The organism is Brumimicrobium aurantiacum, from assembly GCF_003402975.1.
Taxonomy (GTDB): Bacteria; Bacteroidota; Bacteroidia; order Flavobacteriales_D; family Crocinitomicaceae; genus Brumimicrobium; species Brumimicrobium aurantiacum.
The window spans coordinates 217,931-234,809 of sequence record NZ_QURB01000002.1 but is presented as its reverse complement, the minus strand read 5'-3'; the positions used below and the strand labels follow the sequence as shown (position 1 = coordinate 234,809).

Here is a 16,879-nt window from a genome sequence, read left to right as displayed (position 1 = left end):
TGCCCAAGAAATTGGATAGTATTTTCAGCTATTCGACTAATGCCCCGATATTTATGACAAATCAAAAAGAAATAGAAAAAAGACGAACGTTTGGAATTATTGCTCACCCTGATGCGGGTAAGACCACTTTGACTGAAAAACTATTACTTTTTGGTGGAGCGATTCAAACAGCAGGTGCTGTAAAGAGTAACAAGATTAAGAAAACTGCTACTTCCGATTTTATGGAAATTGAAAAGCAACGTGGTATTTCTGTTGCGACTTCTGTTATGGCTTTTGATTACCGCGAAAAACACATAAATATTCTGGATACTCCTGGTCACAAGGATTTTGCTGAAGATACCTACAGAACATTAACGGCTGTTGATAGTGTCATTTTGGTAATTGACAATGCAAGCGGTGTGGAAAGTCAAACGGAGAAACTAATGGAAGTTTGTCGAATGAGAAACACTCCAGTTATTGTATTCATTAATAAAATGGACCGATATGGTATGGATGCCTTTGACGTTTTAGATGAAATAGAAGAAAAACTAGACATCAAAGTTCGACCTCTAGCTTGGCCAATCGGGATGGGAGATGAATTCAAAGGGGTGTATAATATGTACCAAAATGAATTGAGTTTATTCAACGCCAACAAAACAGGAATTAGTGAAGAGTTGGTGAAATTTAAAGATTTAAGTGATCCAGAATTAGATGAGATTATCGGAGATAAATCGGCCAATGAATTACGTGAAGAAGTTGAATTAGTTGATGGTGTTTACGATTCATTCAATCAAGAGGATTATTTAAGTGGAAAAGTTGCTCCAGTATTCTTTGGAAGTGCGGTAAACAACTTTGGAGTTAGGGAACTTTTAGAAGCCTTTGTTGAGATCTCCCCTTCTCCACGTGGACGTGATACTGATGATCAATTCATAGAACCAGAAAATTCTAAATTTTCAGGATTTGTATTTAAAATACATGCCAATTTAGATCCTAACCACAGAGATAGAATTGCCTTTTTAAGAATCGTTTCTGGTAAATTCCAAAGAAATACTTTTTACAAACACGTAAGAAATTCTAAAAAGATAAAATTTGCCAATCCTACCTCATTTATGGCCCAGGATAAGAGTATTGTTGACGAGGCTTATCCAGGAGATGTTATTGGTTTATACGATACAGGTAATTTCAAAATTGGAGATACATTAACAGAAGGAAAAGACTTTAACTTTGTAGGTATTCCTTCTTTCTCTCCTGAGTTCTTCCAAGAACTGCGAAATAACGACCCTATGAAATCTAAGCAATTAGACAAAGGAATTCGTCAGTTGATGGATGAAGGAGTTGCGCAAATGTTTATTCAAGAACCTGGTAGTCGTAAGATAATTGGTACGGTAGGTCAACTACAGTTTGATGTCATTTTATACCGTTTACTCCACGAATATGGTGCAAAGTGTTCATTCACTCCAATGAATTACCACAAAGCATGTTGGATAACTTCAGACATTCCAGCTGAACTTGAAAAATTCCAAAAAGCAAAAGTCGGGAACATCGCCAAAGATAAAGACGGGAATTTAGTTTTCTTAGCCGAAACTTCTTTCTTACTTGAAATGGCGGAGAGAGATTATCCTGAAATCACTTTCCATAAGACAAGTGAGTTTAAGGTAAAATAAATATTCACGAATATTTTAATTACGAGTTGTGATACAATAACTTTAAGTAATAGCATTAAAAGTGTTTTGGCATTACTCTCAAATTTGATGATTTCATTTAAATGATCATTGCACTCATTCATATAATTGGGGCTCTTCTCACACATCACTGAATAAAAATAAAAGGTGATCGCAAATTTTATAAAGCAATACCTTATTTTGGGCAGATATACAATTATTTGAAATCAAAATATTTAAAACTTGTAACTGTAAAACACTACTATTGTCCATTTATGATGACCTATTGAATGGATTAGTTTGAGAAAAAGTAGACTTCAACTACAATTTTTATTATCTTTAACCATAGAATTTTTAAGCAGTTTTAAGAATAGATCTAAAAACTGTCTTACAAATTGAAATACACCTACTTTATGAAACAAAATTTCAAAATATACATTGTAGAAGATGACCCTTGGTATGGTCAAATTCTACAACACCACCTAAGTATGAACCCAGATTACGATCTTGAACTTTATACTTCAGGGAAGGATCTCATTCGTAATCTATATAAAAAACCTGATTTGATCTGTATGGATTTTGGTTTACCTGATATTAGTGGTAACAAACTAATTAAGGAAATAAATGCATTTAACAACAACATTCCCGTTATTGTAATTAGTGCCCAAGAAGAAATAAGTGTTGCTGTAGAATTACTCAAAGCAGGTGCAAAAGATTATATTATAAAGAATGATAACACGAAAGAAATACTCTGGAAATCAATCATAAACATTCGTGAGAATTTAAATTTACGCCAAGAAGTTGAGGAACTTAAAGAACAGTTAGGTCAAAAATACAGTTTTGAGAATACCATAATAGGCCAAAGTGATGCCATTAAAAAGACTTTTAAATTACTTCAAAAAGCCATTAACTCTAACATAAATGTTTCCATTTCTGGTGAAACAGGAACGGGGAAAGAAGTTTACGCCAAAGCCATTCATTTCAATAGTAATCGAAAGAAAAAGCCATTTGTAGCAGTGAATATGGGAGCAATTCCAAAAGAACTTGCTGAGTCTGAATTATTTGGTCATGAAAAAGGAGCATTTACTGGAGCTACAGGAACTAAAATTGGAAAATTTGAACAAGCACAGGGCGGTACGCTATTCTTAGATGAAATTGGCGAAATGGACTTAACGCTACAGAGTAAATTACTTAGGGTTTTACAAGAAAGAGAAGTTGTTCGTGTAGGTGGAAATAAACCTATAAAAGTTGATATTCGACTGATTTCAGCAACCCATAGAAACTTACCTGAAGAAGTTAAAGAAGGAAATTTTAGAGAAGATTTGTTTTTTAGGACAGTAGGTTTACCCATTGAACTTCCCCCATTAAGAAAGAGAGATCAGGATATTATTATTTTGGCAAAGTATTTCATCGATGAATATGTTTCAATCAACAAGGTTAAACCAATAAAATTAAGCAGCGAAGCGAAAACAAAATTACAAAAATACGAATGGCCTGGAAATGTAAGAGAATTGAAGGCTGCCCTTGATTTAGCCTGTGTGATGGCTGATGAAAACATTATTGAAGAAAAAGATTTAACCTTTTATGAAGTCACTAATTCCTCCCCTTATTCTGATAAAGAAAAAACACTAAAAGCCTACGAAGTTGAAATTATCTCGCATTATCTAGAGAAATACGACGATAATGTGCTTGTAGTTGCAGAAAAACTCGATATAGGAAAATCGAAAATATATAACCTTATTAAAAGTGGAGAGATTAATCGTAAATAGAAACACGATATTTAACGGATAAAAATTTACTCCGTCAAAGGATTGAATCAATTCAAAACAATTCAGTGCTTGATATATACAATAGTTGCAGGACAATGGAAAAAGAGAAATTAGAAATACAGGTTTTATTAGAGATCTCACTTAATCAGAAAATTGAAAAGAATTTAGCGAATAGTCTACCCTCAGTTTTAAATTTGTATTTAAGCAAGCTCGACTGTTTCGGTGTTGCAATTTATAGAGATGAGGAATGGCCTTTTGTTGTACCGAAAGATTTCAAATCAAGGACAGATTGGATGTCAAGTTTAGATTCATTTTCGAATACAATCGATCCTAAAAAAAATGACCCAATATATAAATGCGTTGATGATATACATTGCTATGGTTACTCATTAGACAATTACGGATGGTTGGTTTTAGTAAGGAAAAAGCAACTTAACAAAGAGATGTTTTTTGAATTAAATAAGGTTGTTTATCAACTGGGAAGGGAAATTTATCACATTCAAGAAGAAAGTCGTCTTCAGTTACAGCAACAAATGATTGACCAATATTCAGACGCCATTCAAATAGCAGAGGAAGATGGTAGAATGTATTACCTCAATCAAGTGGCGAGTGATAGATTAGGAATTGACCCTCGAAATGTCAGGGACTATTATGTCAGTGATTTTGAGGCCTCCTTAAAAGATCCAATAAAATGGCAAAACCATGTTAATGAATTAAAGAACAAAGGCCAAGTGATAATCAGAGGGGAAAATGTTAATCAGATTAACGGTAAAAAATACCCTGTTGAAGCTACAGTGAATTATACAGAGGTTAATTCTAAAGGTTTTGTGATTGCGAATATCCGCGACATAAGTAAAAGCATTAAACAAGAGAAAGCGCTTAATGTTTCCAACCAAAAGTTAGAAAGTATTTTTAACGAAATGACTGACGTGGTATGGTCTATTAACCTACCAGACTATGAACTAATATTCATCACTCCTTCCTATAAATCTTTCTATGAAAATGATTTTAAGTCCAATTTAGATAAAAAGGAATATTGGAAGAAAGTGATTCTTCCTAAAGATGAAAAATTAGTAAGTTACATTTACGATCAAATTGAAAAAACCGGAAGTTTCAATGTTAATTATAAAATTACAACCTCAAGCGGAGAAGAAAAGTGTTTAAGAAACAAAGGGAAAATCATAAGGGATGAAAACAATAATCCCTGTCGAATAGATGGTGTTATAATTGATAGAACACAGCAAAGTTTAACAATGGAAACGCTCGATCAAGAATTAGCCTTACAAGAATCCTTAATTGATATAGCTTCAACCTACATTAATTTAGATCCAAAGGATGTTGAAAATACAATCAATAATTCCTTGAAGAAAATGGGACTTTTTGTTTCAGCAGATAGAGCCTATATTTTTGATTATGATTTTATTAAGAAAACGACCTCCAACACCTATGAATGGTGTAACGATGGAGTAGATCCTGAAATTGAAAATTTACAAGAAATGCCTATTGAATTTTTTCCTCAATGGGTTGAATCGCACCAACAAGGAGAAGCCTTTTATGTACCAAATGTCAAGGATCTGACAGAGGAAAAAGACCGAGGTTTGAAAGAAATTTTAGATTCTCAAGGAATTAAAAGTCTAATAGCTATTCCGATGTTTGACGATCAAGAACTCGTTGGTTTTGTTGGTTTCGATTCTGTAAAAAAATTACATAATTACAGCGACAAAGAACAACGATTACTTCAATTATTCGGAGAAATGCTTATCAATATTCGCAACCGACAGAAATGGGAAAATAAGCTTAGAATTCAAGAAGAAAAATATAGGAATATTATCACAAATATGAACTTAGGTTTGTTAGAGGTAGATTTAGATGGAGTAATCATTTATGCAAATCAAAGTTTTTGTGACATGTCTGGTTACACACTTGATGAATTAAAGGGAAGAAGAGCACAAGCTGTATTCTTAAATGAAAAGCAACAAAAGATTCTTAAAGCGAATAGAGAGAATAAAGGCCTTACTTTATATGATAGCTATGAAGTTGAGGTTACTGCTAAAAATGGAAATCCACATTGGTGGTTTGTTTCTGGGGCACCAAACTACAATGATAAAGGTCAAATGGTTGGAAATATTGGGATTCATCTTGATATTACAGAACAAAAAGTTCTCGAACAAGAATTAGCCAAAGCCAAGAATTTTGCTGAAGCTGCTGCAAAAGCGAAAGAACTTTTCTTAGCAAATATGAGTCATGAAATCAGAACTCCATTAAATGTGATCATAGGAATGATTCGACAATTGGCAAAAGAAAATTTAACCATTGAGCAAATCTTTTATGTCAAGCAATCTGAAAGTTCGGCAAAACACCTTCTCACTATTTTAAATAATGTACTCGATATAGCAAAGATAGAATCTGGAGACATGGAAATTGTGAAAAATCCATTTAGTCCAAGTGCACTGGCATACAACGTCCACTCTATCATGTATTCTCAAGCCATTGAAAAGAACCTAGATTTTAAAATTAATATTAATTCAGCTATAAAACCAGTTTTAGAAGGAGATGAAACACGCTTAAGACAAGTCCTGATTAACTTATTGGGGAATGCAATTAAGTTTACCGACAAAGGAAGCATTGTTCTTTCTGTGGATTTAATTGAAGAAAATGAAAACACACAAAGTTTAAAATTCGACATTACAGATACAGGAATTGGAATGTCAGAGGATTTTGTCACAAGAATATTTGATAAATTCTCACAAGAACAGAATACGGCAGTAAGACGATATGAAGGTACAGGATTAGGGATGGCTATTTCCAATGACTTGATAAAATTAATGGGTGGAAAAATGGAAGTTCAAAGTACTAAAAATGTAGGTACGACTTGTAGTTTCACCCTCTCCTTACCTATTGGAAATCAAGAACTTTTAGTATCAAAAAGTAAACAAATTGAAGCTAATTCCTTTAAAGGAATGAAAGCATTGTTGGTTGAAGACAATGAAATGAATCGTTTTATTGCAATGCAAAGTTTAGATTATCTTGGTTTTGAAACAACAGAAGCTGAAAACGGACAAATCGCCATTGATAAAATTAAAAATGAAAACTTTGATTTGGTTTTGATGGATATTCAAATGCCGATAATGGATGGTGTTGAAGCTACAACTTATATTCGAGAGGAATTAAAAATTGACACTCCTATCATAGCATTAACGGCGAATGCATTTAAACACGATATTGAATTATATCTAAGTAAAGGTATGAATGACTTCATTACTAAACCTTATGATGAGAAAGATTTTTTTATTAAGATCGAACATGTGCTAAACTTAGCCTTTACTAATAAATTTAGCAATAGAAAAAACCTTGAGAAAAATTCAAGTACTTTTAGGGAATCTACTCCACAATTATATGATTTGAGTACCATTGAAAAAATGAGTCGAGGAAATCAAGAATTTGTTAAGAAAATGATTACTATTTTCATCTCAATTGCTAAAGAAAATACTGAAATCCTGAAGAAAGCACTTGAAGAAAATGATGTATTAACAATTGAAAAAACAGCGCATAAAATAAAACCAAGTATAGATCAAATGGGAATTACTTCATTGAAAGACGTAGTGAGAAAACTAGAGAAAATAGAAAACTTACAAATTAGTCAACAAGAGGTAAAAGACATGGTGAATCAACTTTCCGCTACTTTATCAAGAATTGTGAATGAACTCGAAGAGTAATTCTTCAATTAAAACAATAAGGAGAATCAATAGCAGGGATAAATGTAAAATTTTATCCCTTTTTTATTTCCATATTTTGGAATTAGACTGATTTTTGGAATTATTCTTTTGAGGCCAAAAACTCAAAACCCTGTAAAACAAGAGGTTTAGCTTACGGCACAGCTTTGGTTTGTTCGTAATTACTAAAAATTATAATTATGAATACATTGAACAATAAAATTTTCGTAGTAGATGATGATCTATTCCACTTAGGAGCAATGCAACAAATATTAAATTCAAATGGAGATGAAGAAGTAATCACCTTTGAAAATGGCATGGAGTGTTTATTAGAAATTCACCAAAATCCAAAAATTGTATTTCTCGATCACCAAATGGATATTTACACAGGATTTGAAACATTGAAGAAAATCAAAAGACATAATCCTAATATTTTTGTGGTTATGGTTTCGGCACAAGAAGAAATGCAAACAGCCATTGATGCCCTTAAATACGGAGCATTTGACTACCTTCAAAAAGATGAAAATTTGGAACATAAAGTTCTTGAAGTGATGCAAAAAATTACTGAAGTTAAACAAGTATTAAAGAAGAGAAAATCATTCGGTATAAAGTCACTTTTTAAAAAATAGGAAATCATGAAGAAGCTATTCCTTTTCGTAATGACCAGTTTATTGATGTTGACATCTTGTAGAACATCTAATCTTTTTATCGATAAAAAAGCGAGTAATTCAATTGAAGATTTGGACAGTGTATTTTACAATAACAATGATTATGAATATCACATTCGTAAGGATGATAAAATCACAATCAGTCTTTGGGGACAGGATGAATTGAGTGTAGGTTCAACATATGGTATTTACAACTCAAATGAAGTATATGGAAAGTGGCTCATGGTTGATGCAAATGGAAATATTGAAATCCCTAAAATAGGTACTTTCAATGTTGAAAAAATGACAATTATTTCATTAAAAGATACTCTAAAAGAACGTTACGAAGAATGGATTAAAAACCCAGTGATTGACATTAAAGTTTTGAACAGAGAAATAACAGTTTTGGGAGAAGTCATCAATCCTCAAGTCATCAATATAGATAAAGAACGTAATACTTTATTAGATATGGTAGCAAGATGTAAAGGCTTCGATGCTTACGCCAACTTAAAATACATTAAAGTTTTACGTCAAGTAAATGAAGATGTTTATGTAGCCAATATTAACCTAGAAGAAAAAGAGAATCACCTGATGAAAAATATCAACTTATATCCAGGAGATGTAGTAATTGTTCCTTCGAAAAAATATAAGGAATTTGACAGAAGAATTTCTACCATAATTCCATTTACAACAACACTTACAGCAGCGGCCATTTTTATGGGAGCATTTTAATTCTAATTCTATGTCTGATACTTTGAATTTTCTTAGACCTTATTTACGTGGTTGGCCTATCATCATTGGAGCAATGATTATCGCCTTCTTAGTTGCTAGTAAATACCTTAATTATGTGACTCCAATGTATGAAAGCACTGCTAAATTAAGGCTAGCAGATATGAATGAAGGTGTTCCCAATAGTAATTTATTTAGTGATTTAGATGTATTTGCGACAACTCAAAAAATAAATGCTGAGATTGAATTGCTCAAATCACATACACTGATTTCAAAAGCCCTTGAGAAAGTTCCATTTGATGTTCAAATGTACCGTGAAGGGAACCTACGAAAAACAGAATTATTTGATGATAAACCAATATTAATTTCACCAATCAATTGGCCAGAAAATTTAAAGGATAAAACTTTTTCTCTTCAAGTTTTTAAGGATAAATCATTTGCGGTGAAAAGTCAAGATGGAAAAATCTTTAAAGGGAGTTTAGGAGATACTATTTTAATCGAAAATGCCCTTACCGTATTTGAATTGAACGACGCTTTTATAGCCAAAAAAGAAGACCTTAAAATCACAGATAATTATCTTTTTTCTGTTTTAAGTGAAACTAAACAAATCAGTCTAATCAACAGTCAAATTGACATTATCGCTGTGGATAAAGATGTCCCGGTTATTCGTATTAGTTATAAATCTAGTCACCCAGGAAAAGCGGCATTATTTCCAAATGCATTGGCGGAAGCCTATATTGATGATTACATCGAAAACAAATACGGTGCTGCAAATATTACGGTTGAATTTCTGAATGAGCGCATAGCTGAAATCAGTAAAAAGCTGAATAAATCAGAGCAAATGATTTTGAAATATCGCGATCAAAAAAGCATCACGAATATTAGGCAGGAAACAGAAACAGAATTAAGAAAAATATCACAGTTAAAAATTCAGCTTACCAATCTAGAGATGAGTTTAGAAGCTATCCGTAATTTAGAAAATTATGTGCAATCAGGAAAAGACAACTTTTTAGACCTTGCTCCAAATTTTGAAGCCTTTACAGATTTACTTTCCACAGAAATCATTAAAAATATTAAGCAACTTCAGGCAGAAAGAAAAGACCTTTTACTAGAATATACCGAAAACGATGAAAAAGTGAAGGTGATCGACGCAAAATTGAATGATTTAACGTCATATTTAATTGAAAGTATTTCAAATACACGTAAAAATTTACAAACTAAATATGAGAAATTAGAAGCTGACATTGAACAAGCGGAAAAAGTATTTATTGATGTTCCGGAGAAAGAAAGAATGATGACGATATTAAATCGTGAATTTGAGATTTTCCAACAATCTTACAATTTCCTTAATCAGAAAAAAATTGAAGCTGAAATTGCCAAAGCTGCTAAAATAGCCTTTCACCGTATTATCACTCCTGCTTCTATAAGTAAGCAACCTGTTTCACCGAATCGAATAATTATTAAAGTCGTTTCTGCACTATTAGGAATGATGGGAGCGATTATTCTTATTTTCATTGTTCATGCTTTAAAAGGAAGAGTAAACAATGTATCCACCCTTGAATCACAAAGTATGATTCCAATTTTAACGACAATTCCTAAGCTAAAATCATACACAGAAAAGGAACAATTCTTCATAAAAACGCTAAGTGAATGGGAAGTAAAAGGACTTATTAAAGAAAAGAGCATACTTTGTTTAACAGGTTTTAATCAAAATCACGGTATACGATTTATCGCCAATGAAATGAATAATGTAATGTCAATTCAAAACCGAAAGACACTTTTAATTGAATTTGACGAAACTTCATCTATTCATAAAAATCACGAGATTATTGTTCGACCATTCAATGATTCAACGGATATCATAAAAGTCTCAAGACATCAAATAAAATCCTTAACCACTAGGAAATGGCAAGAATTATTAAATGAAAAGGCACAACAATACGATTTCACATTTTTAATTAATAGTGTATTTGGTGATTCACATACCTTAGCGGGAATGGCGGCTTCTGACTTAAATATTATTTGTTTAGACACACGTTTAACACCTGCAAAACATATTAATGAAGTAAACATCTTACAACAAGAATATCAACTTCCCAACATGTTTTTTGCATTGAATCGTGTTGGCTACAATCCAAACTTTATTCAAGAAGCTATAAAATGCATCAGCAGAAGACTCAAAAAATTCAAATTGAAAAAGTGATGATGAAGCTTCTTAAAAACTCAAAAGTTGTCATTTTACTTGATCAAGCTATTTTTAGTGGAACTAGCTTTATTTTGACAATTTTATTGGCACAGATACTTAGCATGGAAAATTTTGGTCAGTTTGCTATGTTTATTCTAGGAATACATCTATTAGTAAGTGGTATTGGTGCTTTTATCATCCAACCTTTTCAAGTCCTATTTGCGAAAGAAAATAATCATCAACAATACACCACTTTTGTATTTTGGTTTCAAATTTTAGCTATTACTTGCGTGGCTTTATTGTCATTTTGCATTCATTTAATTTTCCCTTCATTATTCCCTATTTTCCTTATCGCTTACGGAACTGGTTTTCTAATTCATGACTTCGGAAGACGATTATTATTAGTACTCAATAAACCAATGGCTACTCTCCTATTCGATGGTGTTTCGGCCTTATTATCACTAATCGCGATATATTTATTTAGTTCATTATCAGTTCAAAATCTTGATAGCTTATTTGCTGTACTCTCTTTTTCCTACCTAAGTTCTTTCATCCTATTGATTAATATTATACGTCCATCGATGCTTACACAAAGCTTTGTATTTCAAGGATTATTAAAACATTGGCGTGAAGGAAAATGGTATTTCTTTACTGTAATTTCTCAATGGTGGGCAAGTAATTTATTTGTTGTGGCTTCAGGCATATATCTTGGAACAGCAGCACTTGGCGCATTAAGATTAGCTCAGTCTTTAATGGGAGTTTTAAATATTCTTTTACAAACTTTTGAAAATTATATTTTACCTCTCACAGCTAAAAAGCTTAATGACCATCCCGAAGAAGGTTTAAACTATGTTGTTGGAATAAGTAGAAAAGCTGGCTTACTTTTTATACCTGTCTTGGTTGTGGTATTTCTTTTTGCAGAACCCTTAATTGTACTTGCTGGAGGGTCTGAATACGCTAGCTATGCATTTACGTTGAAAGGTATGACTATTTTATATTTCATCATCTTTTTAAGTCAACCTATTCGTTTATTCATTCGAGCGATGTTACTCAATAATCACTTTTTCTATGGTTATTTAATCAGTTTGAGTTTTTCCTTAATATTTGCACATACACTATTATCATCTTATGGATTGATGGGTGCAATTCTAGGACTTTCGATCTCTCAAATACTTTTGATCACCTACTGGACAATCATATTACAAAAGAAAAAAATACACTTATGGAAATCATTCATATCGTTTTAGGAAAAGTGAATCCAAATCGTTTAAATGGCGTGAATAAAGTGGTTTATAACATGGCTACAGAGCAGGTCAAAGCGGGAAAAAACATTCAGGTTTGGGGGATTTCCTCAAATACAAAACATGATTATCCTGAGCGAAATTTTAAAACTGTTCTTTTTCAAAATGAACGTTTTCCATTTTCAATTCCACCTGCTTTAAAGCATGCTATTCAAGAAAATAAAAATGCTGTTTTTCATTTACATGGAGGTTGGGTTCCAGTATTCAGCACGATTGGTCGTTTTCTAGCTAAAAACAAAATTAAATATGTGCTAACTCCACATGGGGCATATAATATAGAAGCGATGAAACGCAGTGGTTTTCAGAAGAAAGTATACAAATTTTTGTTTGAAAAACCATTGATTGATAAAGCCTATAAAATTCATTCAATTGGCAAAAGTGAAGTTACCGGACTTAGAAGCATCTCAAAAAAAGCTTCATCATTCTTACTTCCGTATGGGTTTATCTCCAATTCAACTACAACGAATGAACAAAAATCAAAAGAATTCATAATTGGTTTTGTTGGTAGACTTGATGTTTACACCAAAGGCTTAGATTTATTGATTAAAGCCTTTGAAAAATTCCAAAAATACAATACAAATTCCAAATTATGGATAATTGGTGAAGGTGATGGCAAAACATTTTTAGAAAATTACATCAAAGAAAAACGGATTCAAAATGTTATTTTATGGGGTAAAAAATTTGGACAAGAAAAAGATGATTTAGTGAGTAAAATGAACGTTTTTGCTCATCCTTCACGTAATGAAGGACTCCCATCTTCTGTTCTTGAGGCTGCTTCACAAGGGGTGCCAATGATCGTTTCTCATGCGACAAACCTTGCTGAATATGTTGAAAAATTTGAAGCTGGCATAGCAATTGAAAATGATAATGTTTCTGAACTAGTGACGGCCATGAAGAACATTTGTATTGCATATGAAAATGAGAAAGCCCAACAATTTAAGCATGGAGCTAAACAAATGTTGGAAGAGGATTTTAAATGGTCAATTCTGGTTGAAAAATATGATGAACTCTACAAATAAGCAATTTTGAAATTTCTAGATAAAGACCATAGTGCATTTATTAAAAAGACGAATTGGCAACTATTATTGCTCGTTCTTTTGATGACAGCGTGTTTTTTTACGTGGAGTGAAAATATCATCATCACACGAATTATCAAGGTAATTGGAAGAATGGGAATGCTCGCTGGTTCTTGGTATGTCTACAAAAGTATTTTAAAATATGGGGCGGCAGATAATCTTAAAACCCACAATATCCTCTCTTCTGCTTTTTATGGAATTTATCTTTTACTCGGGTTTGCCTCTTTTATGTGGAGTACAAACGTTGGATATAGTGCATTACAATGGTTTATGACTTCTCAAACATTGGTTTTTTGTTACTTCTTCATTAAAAGTCTTTATTTACTTGATGTCTATTTTCCAAAACATAAAATTCGATTGTACAACCTGTTGGGAAATGCTTCTTTTATTTTGATTTTGGTATTTGTCATCGGAATGTGGGTTAGTCCTGATGTGTTTTTCAGGTTAACACACGGTGGTGAAGAAGCACGTTTAGGTGGATATTTAATGAATCCGAATGAACTTGGAATGTTGGCTGGTGTTGGTATTGCAGGTTTAATGTTCGACATTCGCAGAAACCATAATAAATGGTGGACAATCTTAAAATTACTCATCTTATTTTATGGACTTTATGCGACAGGTTCACGTTCTTCTTTGATTGGCGCTTTATTGATTATCGGATTTCATGTCTTACAATCAGAGCAAAAAAAGTTTGCAGTAGTGGCAATTGCTATAATGATATTAGTTGCTCCAATTGCAATTTATAAAGTTGTACTTAAGGATGGTGATCCAGAACGTATGGAAGAAGTATTAAGTTTAACAGGTCGACTCCCCTTTTGGGAAGCTTTAATCAATGAAGGATTACCTAGAGAACCGCTTTTGGGATTTGGATTTATGCGCATTGATTATAAGGAATATTTCCAAAGTGCTCACACCTATCCTGGAAAAATGACACACAATACTTTTATGCAAGTATTGATGAATTTAGGATTTATCGGTATTACAATTGTGCTCTTTCAACTGATTTTTACGACTAGGGGAATTCTTAAAGAAGATTCTGAAAAAAAACTAATGCTATTCTGTCTATTAATTCCTTTGATTATCAATTCATTTACCGAGTTCGGTATTTTTGGAGAATCTAATTATGGTATTTTATTTTATCAATTAATCATTCTATATATTTCCTTTAAACCAGGGGAATTTTTAAGACCTAGTCAAAAAATACATCTCATTAAAACAGGTAGGTTAGCAGCACGTTAAAAGTAAAAACTGATTTAATTCTCATCATTTTTTTAGCATGTTTCCCTCCTATCCTATTAACTTTTGATAAAATGGGGAGACTTCAAACATTTATATATACTAACAAATTCGACCTTCCCCTTTTCCAAAAACATATATTTTTCCATTATATGGAATATTTTCAATAAACAAGATTCGTTGATCCTTTATTTATCAAGGGTTTACAATTTTAGCACATTTATTGGCATAGCAATATAAAATTAATAATCATGAATAAGGATTTAGCGAAAATTGGTCTTCACATTGGAAAAACATCAAAGCAGTCTATGGTTTTGTATTTTATCAACAACCCTGATGGTAGTCCAAGATGGATTTGGAATGCAAAAAATAAACGCCCTGATTTTTTAAGGTTCTATAATGTATCTTCATTCAAGTCCAAAATCTTCAGTTTAATGATTAAATTGATATTCTTGACAAGGCTTCAACATCTTATTTTTGGTAAGCATTCAATAAAAGCTTATAGAGATGAGGCACATTGTTTGTCGGAATTTACAAAAGGAGATTTTGCTTTATTTACTGGAACGACCGGTCCTAATCGTAAACTCGTTCTATTTGCTCAAGATCAGTTCATTAAAGTTGGTTTAACTATTTTAAGTATTCAAGCCTTAGAAAACGAACTTTTTAACCTCAAGAACATTACAACAAATTCAGCCGTTGAAGTTCCGAAATGCAAGAAAATTTCAGACGGAATTATTTCATTTTCAGACATTGGTAAGAATGGAAAGAGAAGCAATACATTCTCAAAAACGCATGCGCAAGGACTGCATGAATTATATAAGCAACATCCTACAACTATAAAAACATTTGGACAATCTGAAATTTTTCAAGAAAGTATCAATCAACTTCATAAATATAAGTTAGAGGCCAATAAAATAGAGATGAATAACATTATTGATAAATTAGAACTATTGGTTAATGACCTTGCTCAGATTGAACTGAGGTTTAACTGGAATCATCGAGATTTCACACCATGGAATTGTTATGCCTCAAAAAACCAAGTTAAAATTTATGATTTTGAATTAGCACATTCAGCTTTGCCTTTTGGCTTTGATGCTTTTCACTATGTTATGCAACAAGGTATAATGGTTGATCGAAGTTCTTGGAGTGATTTAAAACCTCTTCTTGCTTCTGCTTTTCAAGATTTAAAGTCGGTTTTTGGAAATGGTAATGAAAAATTTGAAGATCATTTGAAAGCATACTTACTCGTAAACATTGCTTATCATATAGATTTATATAGTCGTCAGGAAAAATGGCACCAACAAATTTACTGGTTATTAAACACGTGGAATGAAGCCTTAAGTGATTTAATACAAAATGAAACGAACTCAAGAGGTTTAGTCATTGGAGATGTTTTCGATTTTTTACAAAATGAAGAATATGCTGCAGTAAAATTTCCTGATATCCAACCGAAAACTTTAAGTGAAAATTCAGATATCGATTTATTGGTTTACAAAGCAACATCTCAAAGGTTGATTCAATATATAGAAGGTCATGCACTTGTTAAAAAAGTAAATCAAAAAGCTCAATCCAATATGACACGTTTACTAATTGTGTTGCAGAACGATCAAATTTTAGCCTTGGATCTTATATGGAAACTAAAAGTAAAAGCGTTAGAATTTATGAGTGTACAACAAGCAATTACTGCAGCTCAAACAAATGTTTATGGAGTGAAAAAGCTATTCTTAAAAGACCACCTGAATTATTTAAATTGTTTTTATGGATTAAACAACAGTTCTATTCCAGAAAAATATCAGTCAGATTTTGATTCAAACCAAGAAATCGTAACGGAAACACAAGAATTGAAACAGAAAATCAAAAACTTACCTCAAAACAAAGGAATTTCAAGATTGATCAATAAAGTAAATTACTTTACTGATACCTTAGGTCAATTTGTTTTTCAAAAAGGACTAATCATAACATTTAGTGGAGTTGATGGAGCAGGAAAATCAACAATCATAGAAAATACAAAGAAAGAACTTGAAAAGAAATTACGTAAGAAAGTAGTGGTTATTCGTCATAGACCTTCACTTCTACCAATTTTAAGCGCTTATACGCACGGGAAAGAAAAAGCAGAAAAAATTGCAGCAACTACTCTACCTCGTCAAGGAAAAAATAGCAGCTTCTTAAGTTCTTTGATTAGGTTTTCATACTACTACACAGATTATTTCTTCGGTCAGTTTTATGTATATGTAAAACATGTAATGCGTGGTGAGATTGTATTATATGATCGTTATTATTTTGATTTCATCAATGACAGTTTAAGAAGTAATATACTTTTACCAAAATGGTTAACAAAAGCAGGATATAAATTACTTTTAAAACCAAACCTGAACTTCTTTTTATATGCAGATGCCGCAACAATACTAAAGCGTAAAAAGGAATTAGATGAAAAAGCGATTAATTCTCTAACAAAAGACTATTTCAACTTATTTACAGAATTAGATAAAAAGTCAAAAGGCAAATATTTCTTAATTGAAAATTTACATTTACAAGAAACAATGTCATTCATAGCCTCTAAAACTAATCCGCAAATTTTATAAT

Annotated in this window: 10 protein-coding genes; all 10 read left to right on the top strand. The window is 32.1% G+C overall.

All coding sequences use genetic code 11. From position 1 onward, the window contains the following. The first annotated feature begins 53 nt into the window (after positions 1-53). The 10 genes from DXU93_RS04305 to DXU93_RS04260 all read left to right on the top strand — a co-directional run bounded on the left by DXU93_RS04305 (position 54) and on the right by DXU93_RS04260 (position 16,878). The gene (locus tag DXU93_RS04305; protein WP_116880028.1) at positions 54-1,643 is read left to right on the top strand and encodes a peptide chain release factor 3; all 1,590 of its coding nucleotides are present in this window, start codon (positions 54-56) and stop codon (positions 1,641-1,643) included. A gap of 410 nt (positions 1,644-2,053) precedes the next feature. Beyond that, positions 2,054-3,409, top strand: a complete 1,356-nt coding sequence (locus DXU93_RS04300) for a sigma-54-dependent transcriptional regulator (RefSeq protein WP_116880027.1) — start codon at positions 2,054-2,056, stop codon at positions 3,407-3,409. 95 nt (positions 3,410-3,504) lie between these two features. Then, on the top strand, positions 3,505-7,125 hold the full coding sequence (locus tag DXU93_RS04295; protein ID WP_116880026.1) for a PAS domain S-box protein: 3,621 nt from the start codon (positions 3,505-3,507) through the stop codon (positions 7,123-7,125). A 197-nt stretch (positions 7,126-7,322) separates the two neighbouring features. Continuing rightward, positions 7,323-7,751, top strand: a complete 429-nt coding sequence (locus tag DXU93_RS04290) for a response regulator (protein WP_240623421.1) — start codon at positions 7,323-7,325, stop codon at positions 7,749-7,751. Between the two features lie 6 nt (positions 7,752-7,757). Then, positions 7,758-8,501, top strand: coding sequence for a polysaccharide biosynthesis/export family protein (locus tag DXU93_RS04285; RefSeq protein WP_116880024.1), 744 nt, complete (start codon positions 7,758-7,760; stop codon positions 8,499-8,501). A gap of 10 nt (positions 8,502-8,511) precedes the next feature. Then, positions 8,512-10,701 (top strand): GumC family protein, encoded by a 2,190-nt coding sequence (locus tag DXU93_RS04280; protein WP_116880023.1) that lies wholly within the window; start codon positions 8,512-8,514, stop codon positions 10,699-10,701. Further along, entirely contained in the window at positions 10,659-11,930 is a 1,272-nt protein-coding gene (locus tag DXU93_RS04275; RefSeq protein ID WP_116880022.1) for a lipopolysaccharide biosynthesis protein, read from the top strand. The genes DXU93_RS04280 and DXU93_RS04275 overlap by 43 nt, the downstream gene beginning before the upstream one ends. Further along, positions 11,906-13,003 (top strand): glycosyltransferase, encoded by a 1,098-nt coding sequence (locus tag DXU93_RS04270; RefSeq protein WP_116880021.1) that lies wholly within the window; start codon positions 11,906-11,908, stop codon positions 13,001-13,003. Before DXU93_RS04275 ends, DXU93_RS04270 begins: the two co-directional genes overlap by 25 nt. Before the next feature lie 6 nt (positions 13,004-13,009). Then, complete coding sequence (locus tag DXU93_RS04265) at positions 13,010-14,299, top strand: O-antigen ligase family protein (RefSeq protein ID WP_240623420.1); 1,290 nt, start codon at positions 13,010-13,012, stop codon at positions 14,297-14,299. A gap of 248 nt (positions 14,300-14,547) precedes the next feature. After that, positions 14,548-16,878 carry a hypothetical protein gene (locus DXU93_RS04260; protein ID WP_116880019.1) on the top strand — a complete coding sequence of 777 codons (2,331 nt, stop codon included), beginning with the start codon at positions 14,548-14,550 and terminating at the stop codon, positions 16,876-16,878. Position 16,879 lies beyond the last annotated feature (1 nt).